This is a genomic window from Croceicoccus hydrothermalis, assembly GCF_022378335.1.
Taxonomy (GTDB): Bacteria; Pseudomonadota; Alphaproteobacteria; order Sphingomonadales; family Sphingomonadaceae; genus Croceicoccus; species Croceicoccus hydrothermalis.
Window position 1 is genome coordinate 271598 of the sequence record NZ_JAIQCI010000003.1, and the last position, 14560, is coordinate 286157.

Consider the following 14560-nt stretch of genomic DNA (forward strand, 5'->3'; position numbering starts at 1 on the left):
GCGCCGCGGGCCTGTTCACCCCGGGTGAAAGCGGCTATCGCCCGGCGGCAGGGGCGGTTCACTCATGCGCCGTTCACCGCCGGCGCGGCAAATGACGGCAGATAGGGGCCGGCCCATGGGGCGGCGAAACGACAGAATGGACATGATGAGCAACAGTTCTTCCTTGCCGAAAAAAACCGGACCGATGGGCGTCGGCCTGCGCGCCTTTTCCCGCACCGCCTGCGCGCTTGGTGCGATGGCGCTCACGGTGACGCCGGTGCTGGCACAGGTCGCCTCCGACGCGGCGCAGGCCGCCAATCGCGAGGATCCCGGCGCGACGCAGCCGCTCGACATTCCCGCACAGCCGCAGGTTTTCACCAGCGGCGACACCGGCGGCGGGTTCCGCGGCGCGACGGCGATCGTCAATGGCGACATCATCACCGGCACCGATATCGACCACCGGCTCGCCATCGTGCTGGCCGCAAATGAAACGGAGCTTTCGCCCGAGGACCGGCAACGCCTGCGCGCACAGATTCAGACGAACCTGATCGACGAGACGCTGCAGATTCAGGAAGCGACCGCGTCCGAGGTCCCGGTGTCCGACGCCGAGGTGGAGGCGACCTACAACCGCGTGTCGCAGCAGAATTTCAACCTGACCCCGGCGGAGCTGGATGCCTATCTGGAATCCATCGGCTCCTCCCCCCGTTCGATGAAGCAGCAGATCCGCGGCGAACTCGCGTGGCAGCGCCTGCTGCGCCGCAATATCGCGCCCTTCATCAACGTGTCGGAAGAAGAGGTTCAGGAACGGCTCGACCGGCTCGAGGCGGACAAGGGGACCGAGGAATATCGCGTCGGCGAAATTTTCCTTTCGGCAACCAGCGAGAACGCCGCCGCCGTCGAACAGCGCGCGCAGCAGGTGATGCAGCAGATTCAGCAGGGCGGCAGTTTCGTCGCCTATGCCCGGCAATATTCGGAGGCCTCCACCGCGGCGGTCGGCGGCGATCTCGGCTGGGTCCGGCTCGGCACGCTGCCCCCCGAACTCGCCCGCACCGCAGCACAGATGCAGCAGGGGCAGCTCGTCGGGCCGATCCCGCTGACGGGCGGCTATTCCATCCTCTATCTCATCGACAAGCGCCAGGTGCTCGTCTCCGATCCGAAGGATGCGCTGCTCTCGCTGAAGCAGATTTCGATCGCCTTCCCCGCCGGCATTTCGCAGGACGAAGCGGCGGCGCGGGCCGAACGGTTCTCCGAAGGGGTGCAGAATCTCGGCGGTTGCGGCGGCGTCAATGCCGCGGCGGCACAGCTGGGCGCCGAGGTCGTGTCGAATGACAATGTCCGCGTGCGCGATCTTCCCGCCCCGTTGCAGGATACGATGATGACCCTGCCGCCGGGCGGCGTGACGCAGCCCTTCGGCTCGGTCGAGGAAGGCGTGCGCGTGCTGATGCTGTGCGGGCGGAGCGAGCCGACCGCCGCGTCCGGCCCCGATTTCGATCAGCTCATGTCGCAGATCGAGGACGAGCGCATCAACAAGCGGGCGCAGATCTACCTGCGCGACCTGCGCCGCGATGCCGTCATCGAATATAACTGATCCGCGCACGTGACGCCGCACATGCGCCCCTTGGTGGCCTCCGTCGGCGATCCGGCGGGCGTGGGGCCGCAATTGCTCGCGCAGGCATTTTGCGACCGCGCGGCGCAGGGTCTCCCGCCTTTCGCCATCGTCGGTAGCGCGCAATTGATGCGCGGCGTCGCGGCGCATCACGGGCTCTCGGTCGACATCGCAACCATCGCCAGCCTGTCCGACATGGACGCGGCGGGCGATGCGATGCCGGTGCTGGACCTCGGCGACGTCCCCTACCGCCCCGGACACCCGGACCGCGATGGCGCACGGCTCGCCCTCGCCGCGTTGGGGGAGGCCGCGCGGCTGACCGTCATGGGCGAGGCATCGGCGCTGATCACCGGGCCGATCGCGAAGGCAGCGTTGCAGGACGTCGGTTTCGCCCATCCCGGACAGACCGAATTCGTCGGCGAGGCCTGCGGCGTACCGGCCGAAGACGCGGTGATGATGCTGGCCGGGCCGTCGCTGCGCGTGGTGCCGCTGACCGTGCATGTCCCGCTGTCCGAGGTGCCGGGCCGGCTGAGCGCGGCGCTGATCGAGAAGCGGATCACCATTGCCGCGGCCGCGCTCACCCGCGATTTCGGCATTGCCGCCCCGCGCATCGCGGTTGCCGGGCTCAACCCCCATGCCGGGGAGAACGGGCGCATGGGCGACGAGGAAGCGCGCATCATCGCCCCCGCCATTGCCGCGCTGCGCGAGGCGGGAATGGCCATCACCGGCCCGCATCCGGGCGATGCGATGTTCCACGCCGCCGCGCGCGCAGGCTATGATCTCGCCGCGTGCATGTACCACGACCAGGCGCTGATCCCGCTCAAGGTGCTCGATTTCGATGCCGGGGTGAATGTCACGCTGGGCCTTCCGATCGTGCGCACCTCGCCCGACCACGGCACGGCCTTCGGCATCGCCGGCACCGATGCGGCCCACGCCGGCCCGACCATCGCCGCGATCCGCATGGCCCATGATTGCGCCCTTCGCCGGCTGGCCGCGTGACGCAAACCCTTCCGCCCATCCGCGAAACGATCGCGCGGCACGGTTTGTCGGCGAGCAAGGCACTGGGTCAGAATTTCCTGCTCGACGAACAATTGCTCGACCGTATCGCGGCGATACCGGGCGATCTTGCCGGGCGCGACGTGCTGGAAGTCGGGCCGGGGCCCGGCGGGCTGACGCGCGCGTTGTTGCGGGCGGGCGCGCAGGTCACGGCGATCGAGATGGACCGCCGCTGCCTCCCCGCGCTCGCCGAGTTGCAGGATGCGTTTCCCGGACAGCTCCGCGTGATCGAGGGGGATGCCATGGCCATCGACCCGGCGACGCTCTTTCCCGGTCCCTATGCGATCTTGTCGAACCTGCCCTATAATGTCGGCACGGCGCTGTTCACGGGCTGGATGGGGCAGGAAGAGTGGCCGCCGCAATGGACCTCGCTCACCCTGATGTTTCAGCAGGAAGTCGCGCAGCGCATCGTCGCCGAACCGGGCACGGGTGCCTATGGCCGGTTGTCCGTGCTGGCCGGATGGAGGGCGCGCGCGAAAATCGCGATGAAGGTGCACCGGAGCGCGTTTACCCCGCCGCCCAAGGTGATGAGCGCGATCGTCCACGTCACGCCCGCCGATGCGCCGCCGGGCGTGTCGATGCGCGTGCTCGCCCGCGTGACGGAGGCGGCCTTCGGCCAGCGGCGCAAGATGCTGCGCCAAAGCCTGAAGGGTGTGCCGGGCGCCTTGGCTGCGCTCGACACGCTTGCCATCGATGCGCAGCGGCGCGCCGAAACGCTCACCATCGCGGAATTTACCGCGATCGCGCGCGCACTGTCGTGAGGCACGCCATCCGCGCCTGATCCGGGGGCGCGCCTGCTCCGGGCACGCGCCTGATGCAACCACACTGGCCAATTCGCTCCGCGCGGCTTAGGAGTTGGTCGCATATGAAAGCAGCATCACTCAATCCGACCGAAGCCGCGCTTCTGGACACCATCGACGCCTCCGCCATGCTGGACCGCACATTGGCGTGGAGCCGGATCAACACCGGCACCGCCAATCTGGACGGTCTCGCGCATCAGGCGGACCTTCTCGCCGAGGCGTTTTCCCAATTGCCGGGCGATGTCACCATGATCGAACCCGACCCCGTCACCGCCATCGCCCCCGACGGCCGCGAGGAAGAGGTGCAGCGTGGGCGCCACATGGTCCTCTCCGTCCGGCCCGATGCGGAGCGGCGCGTCCTCCTCACCGGGCACATGGACACGGTGTTTCCCGCCGATTCCGCGTTTCAGGATATTGCCGAGCTGGAACCCGGCGTGCTCAACGGTCCCGGCCTTGCCGACATGAAGGGCGGGCTGTGCGTGATACTGGAAGCCTTGAAGGCCTTCGAAAGCAGCGCCGATGCGGGCCGGCTCGGCTATGACGTGATGATCAATTCGGACGAGGAAACGGGAAGCGCGGGGAGTGCCGCGCTGATCGACCGGCTCGCCCAAGGAAAGCATGCGGCGCTGACCTATGAACCGGCGACGCTTCCCGACGGTACGCTCGCGGGCGCGCGCGGCGGGTCCGGCAATTACAGCGTGACCGTCACCGGCAAGTCCGCCCATGCGGGGCGCAACCCCGGCGACGGGCGCAATGCCATCGTCGCGGCGGCGGAGCTGGCCGTGCGGCTGAAGGAATTGCAGAACGCCGACATTCCCATCAATCCGGCGCGGATCGACGGCGGCGGGGCCAATAATGTGGTGCCCGACCTTGCCGTATTGCGCTTCAACATCCGGCCCAAGAGCCACGCGGCGGCGGAAAGCTTTACCCGCGCGCTCGACGGGATGATCGCGAATATCGCGCGTGCCCACGACGTGACCATGCAATTGCACGGCGGCATTTCGCGCCCGCCCAAGCCGGTCGACGAAGGGGCGGAAAAACTGTTCGCCCTGGTGCAGCGCACCGGCCGCGACCTCGGTCAGGAATTCGGGCGCAAGGATACAGGCGGCGTGTGCGACGGCAATAATATCGCGGCCTGCGGCGTGCCGGTGGTAGACACGATGGGCGTGCGCGGCGGGTCGATCCATTCGGCGGACGAATTCATGATCGTCGATTCGCTGGCCGAGCGTGCGGGATTGTCGGCGCTGGTCCTGCACCGCATCGCCGCGGGGGAACTGGCATGAGCTATCTCATCCGGCCCGCGCGCACCGACGATCTGGAGCATCTCTATGAAATGGCGAAGCTGACGGGTGGGGGGTTCACCAACCTGCCGCCGCATCGCGACGCATTGATGAAGAAGCTGTCCCGTTCGGCGGAGGCGACGGGGCGCGAGGCGAGCGGTGTCGGCGACGATCTGTTCGTCATGGTGCTCGAGGATAGCGAGGACAACGCGGTGCGCGGCACCTGCCAGATTTTCAGCAGCATCGGCGGCGATCTCCCCTTCTACTCCTACCGCATCACGAGCCAGACGCAGCACAGCCGCGAGCTGGACCGCACCTTCCGCAACGAAACGCTGCAACTCGTCACCGATCTCGAAGGGGCGAGCGAGGTCGGCGGGCTGTTCCTCCATCCCAATGCACGCGCGGGCGGGCTGGGCATGTTGCTGGCGCGTAGCCGGTACCTGTTCATTGCCATGCACCGCGACCGGTTCGGTGAGCGCCTGCTCGCCGAATTGCGCGGTATCGTCGGCGCGCAGGGCAATTCCCCGTTCTGGGACGGGGTCGCCGGGCGGTTCTTCGGCATGAGCTTTCGCGAGGCGGACGAATTCAACGCGGTGCACGGCAACCAGTTCATCGCCGACCTTTTTCCCCGCCATCCCATCTATGTCTCGATGATTTCGGACAGCGCGCGCGAGGCGATCGGCGTGCCGCATGAAACCGGGCGCCCGGCGATGCGCATGCTCGAAAACGAGGGGTTCGCGGCCGAAGGCTATGTCGACATTTTCGACGGCGGGCCGACCATGACGGCGCGCACGGACAATGTGCGCACGATCGCGGACGCGCATGCCGCTCCTTTGCTCGACGCCGATGGCGCGGACGGGGAACGCGCGCTGATCGCGACGGGGAGGCTTGGCGATTTTCGCTGCTGCTATGGCCATCGCAAGGTGGAGGAGGACGGCGTCGCCATCGATGCCGAGGCGAAGCGCCTGCTGAACGTGAAAACCGGCGACGAAATCTGGAGCGTGGCGCGATGAGCATTCGGGAGATCAATTTCGACGGCATCGTCGGCCCCTCGCACAATTATGCGGGGCTGAGCCTCGGCAACCTGGCCGCGACCCGGCACAAGGGCGATGTGTCGCACCCGCGCGCCGCCGCGTTGCAGGGCGTGGCGAAGATGCGGCACAACATGGCGCTAGGCTTGGCGCAGGGGTTTTTGGTGCCGCTGCCCCGTCCCAATCGTGCGTTTCCCGCCGCGATGGGGGTTACGGAGGGGCGCGATTTCGACCCGGCGCTGCTCGCCTCCGCATGGTCGGCGTCGTCCATGTGGACCGCCAACGCCGCGACGGTTTCGCCCGCGCCCGATACCGCGGACGGCCGCTGTCACCTGACCGTCGCCAATCTCGTCACCATGGCGCATCGCTCGATCGAATGGCCCGACACCTTGCGGCAATTGCGGCTCGCCTTTGCCGACGATCATTTCGCGGTGCACGGGCCGGTGCCCGCCACCTATGGCGACGAGGGCGCGGCCAATCACATGCGGATGGGCACCGGCCATGCCGATCGCGCGCTCGAAATCTTCGTCTATGGGCGCCAGGGTGGCCGCTTTCCCGCGCGGCAGCATGAACAGGCGAGCCGCGCCGTCGCCCGGTTGCACGGCCTTTCCCCCGAACGCACCTTGTTCGTCGAACAGGCGCCCGAGGCGATCGAGGCTGGCGCGTTCCACAACGATGTCGTCGCGGTGGCCAATGAAACCGTGCTGTTCGCGCATGAACAGGCCTTTGCCGATGCGCAAGGCACCTATGACGCGATCCGCGCCATCGTTCCGGGCGCGCAATTCGTCATCGTCCCCGCCAGCGCCGTCAGCCTTGAAAAGGCGGTGGCGAGCTATCTCTTCAATGCCCAACTCGTCACGCTTCCCGAAGGGGGCATGGCATTGATCGTGCCGCGCGAAACCTGGGAGGATCCGGCGGTGCGACAATGGCTCGACACGATGCTGGCCGGCAATGGCCCGATCCGGCAGGTCTTGCCCGTGGACGTGCGCCAATCCATGGCCAATGGCGGCGGTCCGGCATGCCTGCGCCTGCGCGTGGCGTGCGATCCCGCACATGTCGATGCGCGCTTTCTGCTGAACGAGGAGAAGGCGGCGCGAATCGAATCGGTCATTGCCGAACACTGGCCCGAAACCATCGCGCCGGACCGGCTGGGCGATGATGCGCTGGCGCAAACCGTTGAAACGGCGCGAAATGCGCTTCTGACCGTGCTCGATATTGAGGAGCTTGGTTAACAGCTTGTCAACGCCGGTGGGCCGCCTATCCTTTCGCATATTCCACGGCGAAAGGGTGATCGGGAATCGGCAAGGTGCGGGACAGGTTGCGGAAAGTCGGCAGGCTTTTCGTCATCAAGACGCGGTTCGAGGCGTCGATGGTGATCTACGCCCTCGCGCTCGGCGCGGCGGAGCGCGGTTCGGCCTATCTCGTCGAATATCCCGGCTGGGGCGGACGGCTGCTGTTCCTCGCCTGCACGGGTTCGGTGTTCATGGCAGGGGTGAAGCTGTTCGATTGCCTCGCCCATGAGGCCGCGGCCCGGGCGGCGGAGGCCGACCATGGGGACGAAGGCACGACGATGCAGGAATAAGGTGGGGGTTTCTGTTGCTAGCTACCCCCGGAGCCCCGGAATCCACTTCTGTTGCCCGGTGGGTCCAACCGCGCTTTAGCTTTGTAAATTCAGGCCGTTAGGCCGTCACATTACGCGGCGAGAGCGAGTGCTTCGTTATCGTTGGCACTTGTGTGTTTTGAACAGTTTTACGGGTTACTCAGCCCGGGCAAAAATAATGTCTTTCAACACACGTCGATCCTGGTTCGGCCCCGTCATGCGCCCCATCGAAACGGGGTATATGGTGGAGCCGCCGGGTACTGCCCCCGGGTCCGCTGTGCCTATTGCACATCACAATTTATCGCCATAGCCGGTCGAAACCGGCACTTCCCCATATAGGGCATCGGCGCGCGATGTGAAGGGGAAGACGGTCAGGTCGCGTCGCGATTTTTCAACGCGTCCCGAATTTCCTTGAGCACGTCGAGCTGCGAATCGGTGGGCGCCTTGTTCGTGTCGGAGGTCGAATCGGCGGCTTTCTTCTCCTCCTCGATCGCGTCGAGCGCGCGATTGACCGATTTCACGAGCAGGAACAGCGCCGCCGCAATCACCAGGAAATTGACCACCTGCGTCGCGAGATCGCCATAGCCGAGCATCGGCACGCCCGCTTCCTTGAGCGCGGCATAATTGTCGGGCGCGCCGCTATAGCCTTCGGGGATCGGACCGAGGCGCAGGAAATGGTTGGAAAAATCGATCGTCCCGAAAATCGCGCCGATGATCGGCATGATGATGCTCTCGGTAAGCGAGGTCACGATTCTACCGAACGCCGCGCCGATTACGACGCCCACCGCGAGGTCCAGCACGTTGCCGCGCGCGATGAATTTCTTGAACTCGTTGAACACCGATGTCCCCCGTATGCCGGCGCTCCGCACGCCCGTCTGGTCGAAACGATCATGTGGCATGGCCCCGCGAGCCATGCAATCCGGGGCGAAAACCATTGCGTGCGCGCACAGGCGCCTTATACTGGCAATACACCTGCCGCGCGGGTTTTTCGGGCGGCGGATCTTATTGCAAGGGATCTTTCGTCAATGCCTGTTCTGCGCAGCTTTCGCATCGCCGTGGCCGGTCTTCTCGCGCTCGGCCTTTCCGCGTGCGGCATCAATTCGGTTCCCACGGCGGAGGAAAACGCCAAGGCGCGCTGGGCCGACGTGCAAAGCGCGTATCAGCGCCGTGCCGATCTCGTCCCCAATCTCGTCGCGACGGTCCGTGCCGCAGCGCAGTCGGAGACGCAGATCCTGACCAATGTAACGGAGGCGCGTGCCCGCGCGACCGGCATCACCGTCACGACCGACGACCTGTCCGACCCCGCGGAATTCCAACGGTTTCAACAGGCACAGAACCAGCTGACGCAGGCCTTGGGCCAGCTGCGCACGGTGGTCGAAAACTACCCCCAATTGCAGAGCCAGGGCCGGTTCGCCGATCTGATGGTTTCGCTCGAAAGCAGCGAGAACCGCATCGACACCGCCCGCACCCGCTATAACGACGCGGTGCAGGAATATAACACCGAGATCCGCACCTTCCCCTCCGTCATCGGGGCGAAGATCATTCACGGCGCCGAACCGATGCAGGCGTTCACCGCCGAACCGTCGGCACAGACGGCGCCCGATGTCGATTTCGGCAACATGGGCGCGCCCGGCATGGCACCCGGTGCCGCCCCCGCCAACGACAACAGCACGCAGGCGCCCGCAGCGGCGGCGAATTGACCGCCCGCCTTTCCTTGCCCGCGGGTTTGCCCATGCGGTTTGTTCTCGCCCTGCTGATCGCTGTTATGGCGATGGTCGCCGGGACGGCCCGCGCGCAGGATTATCCCGCGCGCCCCGATGGCCCGGTGCTGGACGCGGCGAATGTCCTCCCCACGGCGGAAGAGGCGGCGCTCGACCGAAAATTGCGGCGTTATAACCGCGAAACCGGCAATGCGGTCATTGTCGCCACGGTGGAGAGCCTCGATGGCGCGGAACCCTTTGCCTATGCGCAGGGGCTGGCCGAAACATGGGGCATCGGCGGCGAGGAAACGGAGCAGGGCGTGCTGATGCTCGTCGCGCCGAACGAACGCGAGGTGTTCATCACCACCTCGCGCGGGGTGCAGACCCGGCTGACCGATATTTCGACGGGGCGCATCGTGCGCAATGTCGTCCTTCCCGCCTTTCGCGAAGGGGACCTGCCCGGCGGGATCGCCGCGGGCGTCGACGCGATCATCGAACGGCTGAACATGGAGCCGGCGCAGGCCGAAGCCATCGCGGAGGCCGAGGCCGCCGCCGCCGCCGCCGCGCAGGAGGGCGAGGTCGACGCCGGCACCATCGGCGGCGCGATCTTCTGGGTCGTGATGATCGTGGCCTTCATGTTCATGTTCGGGCGCGGGGGCGGACGCGGGCGGCGCGGCCGGCGGCGGCGTTACGGCGCGGGCAATGCGGTCGCCGACGTGATCCTGTGGTCCGCCATCGGCAATGCGATGGGCGGCGGCCATGATCGTGGCGGCGGCTTTGGCGGCGGCGGAATCGGCGGCGGCGATGGCGGTTTTGGTGGCGGCTTCGGCGGTTTCGGCGGCGGGGGCGGCGGCTTTAACGGCGGCGGTGCCGGGGGCGGATGGTGAGCGCGATCCTCACCCCCGCCGACCACGATGCGATTTCGGCGGCGGTCAGCCGGGCGGAGGCGCGCACCTCGGGCGAACTCGTGACCGTGCTCGCCGACCGCTCCGACGGGTATAGCGATATTGCCCTTGCCTGGGCGGCTTTGTTCGGGTTCGGCCTGATCGTGCTGGCGGGGTTGTTTCCCGCGCCTTTGCTCGCCCTGCTCGACATGGTGCAGGGGGGATGGGACACGCAATATGCCCCCGGCCCCGTGCTGGAGGCAGGGGCCGCGCTTGGCATCGTGGGCTTTCTTGGCCTGTGGCTGGCGCTGGGGTTCGACCGCTTGCGCTTTGCCACGGTGCCCGGTCGCGTGCGGACGCAGCGGGTGCACGAACGGGCCATCTCGATCTTCCGCGTCGGGGCCGAACGCCGCACCCACGGCCGCACCGGCGTGCTGATCTACCTCTCCATGCAGGAACATCGCGCCGAGATCCTCGCCGACGAGGCCATTGCCGCAAAGGTTTCCGATGACATCTGGGGCGAGGCAATGGCCGCGATGCTGGTCCATCTGAAACGCGGGGATACGACGGCGGGCATGGTCGCCGCGATCGAGCGCGTGGGCGCGGTCCTGACCGAGCATCTGCCCGCCGACCACACCAATCCCAATGAAATTCCCGACAGGTTGATCGAGATATGAGCGTTCCCGACCACGACGCCCCCGAACGTATCGAGTGGCAGGGCGATTACGTCGTCGCCAAGACGCGCGGACGGTGGGAATATGTCACCCGCCCGCGCAACATGCGCGCCGCCGTGATCCTCGCCATCGACGCGGGCGACGTGATCCTGGTCGAACAATATCGCGTGCCGATGGGCCGTTTCAGCATCGAGATGCCCGCTGGCCTCGTCGGCGATTACGAAAGCGTCGCGGGCGAGGATACGCTGGCCGCCGCGGGGCGCGAGCTGATCGAGGAAACGGGCTATCGCGCCGCGGAACTCATCGACATCGGCGATTTCTATTCCAGCCCCGGCATGGTCAGCGAAAGCTTCACCATGGTGCTGGCCCGCGGCCTGACCCAGGTGGGCGAAGGCGGCGGGACCGACATGGAGAACATCACCGTCCACCGCGTGCCGCTTTCCGGGATCGAGGCTTTCCTCGATGAACAGCGCGCGCAGGGCAAGGGGATCGACGTGCGGTTGTTGATGCTGCTGTCGCCGGGCCTGCTCGCCCGTGCGCAGGAAATGGCGGGCTGAAACCCCGCGCCGCTTACCGGTCGCGGGTGAGGTTGACGAACACTTCCTCCAGATCGGCCTCGCGCGTGGTCACGTCGACGATGGCCCGGCCCTGATCCTGAAGGATGGAGAGTACCTCGCCCGCGGTCATCCGGTCCTTGTCATAGGTGATCGCCACCGAGCGTTCGCCGATCAGCGCCGACTTGTGAAACGCCGGATGCGTCGGCGCCGCGGTGATCGGGTTGTCGAGCACGACCTCCACCACTTTTTCCCGCGCGGTTTCGAGCAATTCGCGGGTCGAGGTATCGGCGATCAGCTGTCCATGGTTGATGATGGCGATGCGGTCGCAAAGCTGCTCCGCCTCTTCGAGATAATGCGTGGTCAGCACCACGGTCACGCCCTCGTCGTTCAATTGGGTGACAAGCTCCCACAATTGCCGGCGCAGATCGACATCGACGCCCGCCGTCGGCTCATCGAGGATGAGCACCGGCGGCGAATGCACCATCGCCTTCGCAATGAGCAGCCGGCGCTTCATCCCCCCCGACAGCGTGCGGGCATAGGCATTCGCCTTGTCCGACAGATGCACGGCGGCGAGCAATTCGCGGCTGCGGCGTTCGTCCTTCGGCACGGCATAGAATCCGGCCTGATTCTCCAGCACCTCATACGGCGTGAAGAACGGGTCGAAGACGATTTCCTGCGGCACGATGCCGATGGCGCGCTTTGCATTGCGGCGCTGCGAATCGATGTCGAAGCCCCAGATCGACGCGCTCCCCGACGATTTGCCGACCAGCCCGGCGAGGATATTGATCAAGGTCGACTTGCCCGCGCCATTGGGGCCGAGCAGGCCGAAAATCCCGCCCTGCGGCACGTCGAAGCTGACATCGTTCAACGCAAGCTTGCCCTCCTCGCCCGGTCCGGCGGGGGCATAGCGTTTGGTGAGATTGCGGATGGATATGGCGGCGGTATCGGTCACGCATCGCCTCATGCGCGCAAGTGCGCGGCGAGACAAGGGGGTGGATGCGGACAGTATCGGCAGACGCGGCGCGCAATCCATCTTGCCGCCGGGAAATTGCGTTGCTAATCGCATGAACCATGATCCAGCCGCCCGAAACCGTCTATACCGACACGCGCCGCGTCAAATGCGACGGCGCGACCGATATCCGCACCGGCGCGGCGCTCGGCCATCCGCGCGTGTGGATGGAAATTGACGAGAAGGGCTATGTCGAATGCGGCTATTGCGATCGCCGCTTCGTTTTGAAGGGCGGCCCTGCGGAACGCGGGATCGACGAGCTGAGTGCAGGCGACCTTCCCGAACCGGGCGATGCCGCCGTCGCCTGACCGGCACCGCATGTCCGCATCCGTTCCGCCCCGTCTGGCGTAACGCCGCCTCGCCCCCTATATCGGCGGGATGACATCAACCGATCCCCGCTCGTTCCTTTACAAACCCGGCCTGCTCGACCCCGATGGCGCGCAGATGCTCGCGCGCGAAACATTGCGCGATTGCGACGATGGGGAGCTGTTCCTGCAATTCACCGCGTCGGAGGCGCTGGCCTTCGACGACGGGCGCCTGCGCACCGCCGATTATTCGCGGGAGGCCGGCTTTGGCCTGCGCGGCATATCGGGGGAGACGACCGGTTTCGCCCACGCGAACGAGATCAGCGCCGATGCGATTCGCCGCGCGGGTGAAACGCTGTCGCTGCTCGATGCCACGACGGGCCGCCCCGCCCCGCCGCCGATCGGCACCAACCGCCATCTCTACACCGATGAAAGCCCGCTCGACGGGATTGCGTTTGCGGACAAGGTGCGCCTGCTCGAAACCATCGATGCCGCGGCGCGTGCGCGCGATCCGCGCGTCTGCCAGGTGACCGCATCGCTGGCGGCGAGCTGGTCGGTGGTCGAGATCGTGCGCGCCGACGGCTTCGTGGCGAACGACATCCGCCCGCTCGTCCGGCTCAACGTCTCGATCGTGGCGGAACAGAACGGACGCCGCGAAACCGGCAGCTTCGGCATTGGCGGGCGCCGTCTCTACGACGATCTGTTCGAACCGCCGACATGGAACCGCGCCATCGACGAGGCGCTGCACCAGGCGCTGGTCAACATGGAAAGCGTGGCGGCGCCGGCGGGCAAATGCGCGGTGCTGCTCGGCCCCGGATGGCCGGGCGTGTTGCTGCACGAGGCGGTCGGGCATGGCCTCGAAGGGGATTTCAACCGCAAGGGCACCTCCGCCTTTTCCGGGCGGATCGGCGAGCGTGTCGCCGCCCCCGGCGTGACGGTGGTGGACGATGGGTCGATGCCGGGGCGGCGCGGCTCGCTCACCATCGATGACGAGGGTACGCCCACGCGCGAAACCGTGCTGATCGAGGATGGCATATTGAAGGGCTACATCCACGATCGGCTCAATGCCCGGTTGATGGGTGTGGAACCCACCGGCAATGGCCGCCGCCAGAATTACGCCCACGCGCCCATGCCGCGCATGACCAACACCTTCATGAAGGGCGGCAATGACGATCCGGCCGAAATGCTGGCAGGGATGAAGGACGGGATCTACGCCAAAAGCTTCGGCGGCGGGCAGGTCGACATCGTGTCGGGCAAGTTCGTGTTCTCCTGCACCGAGGCGTACAAGGTCGAAAACGGCAAGCTCGGCGCGCCGATCAAGGGCGCGACGCTGATCGGCGACGGGCCGACCGTGCTCACCCAGGTGAAGGGAATCGGCAACGATCTCGCGCTCGACGAAGGGGTCGGCGTATGTGGCAAGGGCGGGCAGAGCGTGCCCGCCGGCGTCGGACAGCCGACCTTGCTGGTCGAGGGGCTGACCGTGGGCGGCACGGGATAGGGCCGGTGGCGATGATACCCCGGCCGTGGGCGGCGGACATGCTGCATGTGTGGTTCGGCGTGCTGTCGCCGGGCGACTGGTTCGGGGGCGGCGAGAGCGTCGATGCCCTGCTGCGGCGGGGCTTTGCCCGCGAATGGGCGATGTTGAGGGGGCAGCCGGCGCATGCGTTTCTGCGCACGCCCGACATCGCGCGCGCGGCCATTCTCCTGTTCGATCAGGTGCCGCGCAACCTTTTCCGCGACGATCCGCGCGCCTTTGCGACCGATGCGCTCGCCCGCGCGATTACCGATGGCATGCTGCGGCGCGGCTGGGACCGGGGGCTGACCACGGCGGAACGGCAATTCATCCTCATGCCGCTGATGCACAGCGAAGCCATCGCGGATCAATGCCGCTCCCTCCGCCTGTTCGCGCGGCTCGGGGATCGCGAGGTGCTGTCCTTCGCCCGCGCGCATTACCGCATGATCGCGCGCTTCTGCCGGTTTCCCATCGCAATGACGTGCTGGGCCGGCAAAGCAGCGCGGCGGAACGGCGTGCCATCGCGGCGGGAAACGATTGGTAGGGGCCGCCCGTCATGAATGGTT

16 protein-coding genes and 1 other RNA gene are annotated in these 14560 nt (G+C 66.6%); 14 read left to right on the forward strand and 3 right to left on the reverse strand.

All coding sequences use genetic code 11. From position 1 onward, the window contains the following. The first annotated feature begins 184 nt into the window (after positions 1-184). The 7 genes from K4G67_RS03375 (at position 185) to K4G67_RS03405 (ending at position 7334) form a co-directional block, all read left to right on the forward strand. A complete protein-coding gene (locus K4G67_RS03375; protein ID WP_239804973.1) occupies positions 185-1567 on the forward strand; it encodes a peptidylprolyl isomerase in 1383 nt (460 codons plus the stop codon). Positions 1568-1588: 21 nt separating this feature from the next. Next, positions 1589-2584 carry a 4-hydroxythreonine-4-phosphate dehydrogenase PdxA gene (gene pdxA / locus K4G67_RS03380; RefSeq protein WP_239804974.1) on the forward strand — a complete coding sequence of 332 codons (996 nt, stop codon included), beginning with the start codon at positions 1589-1591 and terminating at the stop codon, positions 2582-2584. Then, positions 2581-3402 (forward strand): 16S rRNA (adenine(1518)-N(6)/adenine(1519)-N(6))-dimethyltransferase RsmA, encoded by an 822-nt coding sequence (gene rsmA / locus K4G67_RS03385; protein ID WP_239804975.1) that lies wholly within the window; start codon positions 2581-2583, stop codon positions 3400-3402. Before pdxA ends, rsmA begins: the two co-directional genes overlap by 4 nt. Before the next feature lie 104 nt (positions 3403-3506). Next, positions 3507-4724 (forward strand): hydrolase, encoded by a 1218-nt coding sequence (locus tag K4G67_RS03390; protein WP_239804976.1) that lies wholly within the window; start codon positions 3507-3509, stop codon positions 4722-4724. Beyond that, positions 4721-5734 (forward strand): arginine N-succinyltransferase, encoded by a 1014-nt coding sequence (locus tag K4G67_RS03395; RefSeq protein WP_239804977.1) that lies wholly within the window; start codon positions 4721-4723, stop codon positions 5732-5734. Before K4G67_RS03390 ends, K4G67_RS03395 begins: the two co-directional genes overlap by 4 nt. Beyond that, complete coding sequence (locus K4G67_RS03400; RefSeq protein WP_239804978.1) at positions 5731-6984, forward strand: N-succinylarginine dihydrolase; 1254 nt, start codon at positions 5731-5733, stop codon at positions 6982-6984. Before K4G67_RS03395 ends, K4G67_RS03400 begins: the two co-directional genes overlap by 4 nt. A 137-nt stretch (positions 6985-7121) precedes the next feature. Then, a complete protein-coding gene (locus K4G67_RS03405) occupies positions 7122-7334 on the forward strand; it encodes a hypothetical protein (RefSeq protein ID WP_239805095.1) in 213 nt (70 codons plus the stop codon). Positions 7335-7371: 37 nt separating this feature from the next. On the opposite strand, the gene ssrA is transcribed toward K4G67_RS03405, so the two are convergent. Together ssrA and mscL are read right to left on the reverse strand one after the other, a co-directional pair. Then, positions 7372-7716: a transfer-messenger RNA gene (ssrA, locus tag K4G67_RS03410) on the reverse strand. 7 nt (positions 7717-7723) lie between these two features. Then, complete coding sequence (mscL, locus tag K4G67_RS03415) at positions 7724-8251, reverse strand: large conductance mechanosensitive channel protein MscL (RefSeq protein ID WP_239804979.1); 528 nt, start codon at positions 8249-8251, stop codon at positions 7724-7726. 126 nt (positions 8252-8377) lie between these two features. On the opposite strand from mscL, the gene K4G67_RS03420 reads away from it, so the two are divergent. Genes K4G67_RS03420 through K4G67_RS03435 form a run of 4 tightly spaced genes read left to right on the forward strand, consistent with a single transcriptional unit; the run spans position 8378 to position 11167 of the window. Further along, positions 8378-9052, forward strand: coding sequence for a LemA family protein (locus K4G67_RS03420; RefSeq protein ID WP_239804980.1), 675 nt, complete (start codon positions 8378-8380; stop codon positions 9050-9052). A gap of 32 nt (positions 9053-9084) precedes the next feature. Next, entirely contained in the window at positions 9085-9939 is an 855-nt protein-coding gene (locus K4G67_RS03425; RefSeq protein ID WP_239804981.1) for a TPM domain-containing protein, read from the forward strand. Beyond that, complete coding sequence (locus K4G67_RS03430) at positions 9933-10613, forward strand: TPM domain-containing protein (RefSeq protein ID WP_239804982.1); 681 nt, start codon at positions 9933-9935, stop codon at positions 10611-10613. The genes K4G67_RS03425 and K4G67_RS03430 overlap by 7 nt, the downstream gene beginning before the upstream one ends. Continuing rightward, positions 10610-11167: an NUDIX hydrolase gene (locus K4G67_RS03435; RefSeq protein WP_239804983.1), complete on the forward strand. Its 558-nt coding sequence runs from the start codon at positions 10610-10612 to the stop codon at positions 11165-11167. Before K4G67_RS03430 ends, K4G67_RS03435 begins: the two co-directional genes overlap by 4 nt. Positions 11168-11180: 13 nt before the next feature. Here K4G67_RS03435 and K4G67_RS03440 read toward each other — a convergent pair whose 3' ends face one another. Further along, positions 11181-12119 carry an ABC transporter ATP-binding protein gene (locus K4G67_RS03440; protein ID WP_239804984.1) on the reverse strand — a complete coding sequence of 313 codons (939 nt, stop codon included), beginning with the start codon at positions 12117-12119 and terminating at the stop codon, positions 11181-11183. Positions 12120-12238: 119 nt separating this feature from the next. On the opposite strand from K4G67_RS03440, the gene K4G67_RS03445 reads away from it, so the two are divergent. From K4G67_RS03445 to K4G67_RS03455, 3 genes are all read left to right on the forward strand, one after another. Beyond that, positions 12239-12484: a zinc-finger domain-containing protein gene (locus K4G67_RS03445; protein ID WP_239804985.1), complete on the forward strand. Its 246-nt coding sequence runs from the start codon at positions 12239-12241 to the stop codon at positions 12482-12484. 70 nt (positions 12485-12554) lie between these two features. Beyond that, entirely contained in the window at positions 12555-13979 is a 1425-nt protein-coding gene (gene tldD, locus K4G67_RS03450) for a metalloprotease TldD (RefSeq protein ID WP_239804986.1), read from the forward strand. 11 nt (positions 13980-13990) lie between these two features. Continuing rightward, positions 13991-14554, forward strand: a complete 564-nt coding sequence (locus tag K4G67_RS03455) for a DUF924 family protein (protein ID WP_239805096.1) — start codon at positions 13991-13993, stop codon at positions 14552-14554. Positions 14555-14560: the final 6 nt, after the last annotated feature.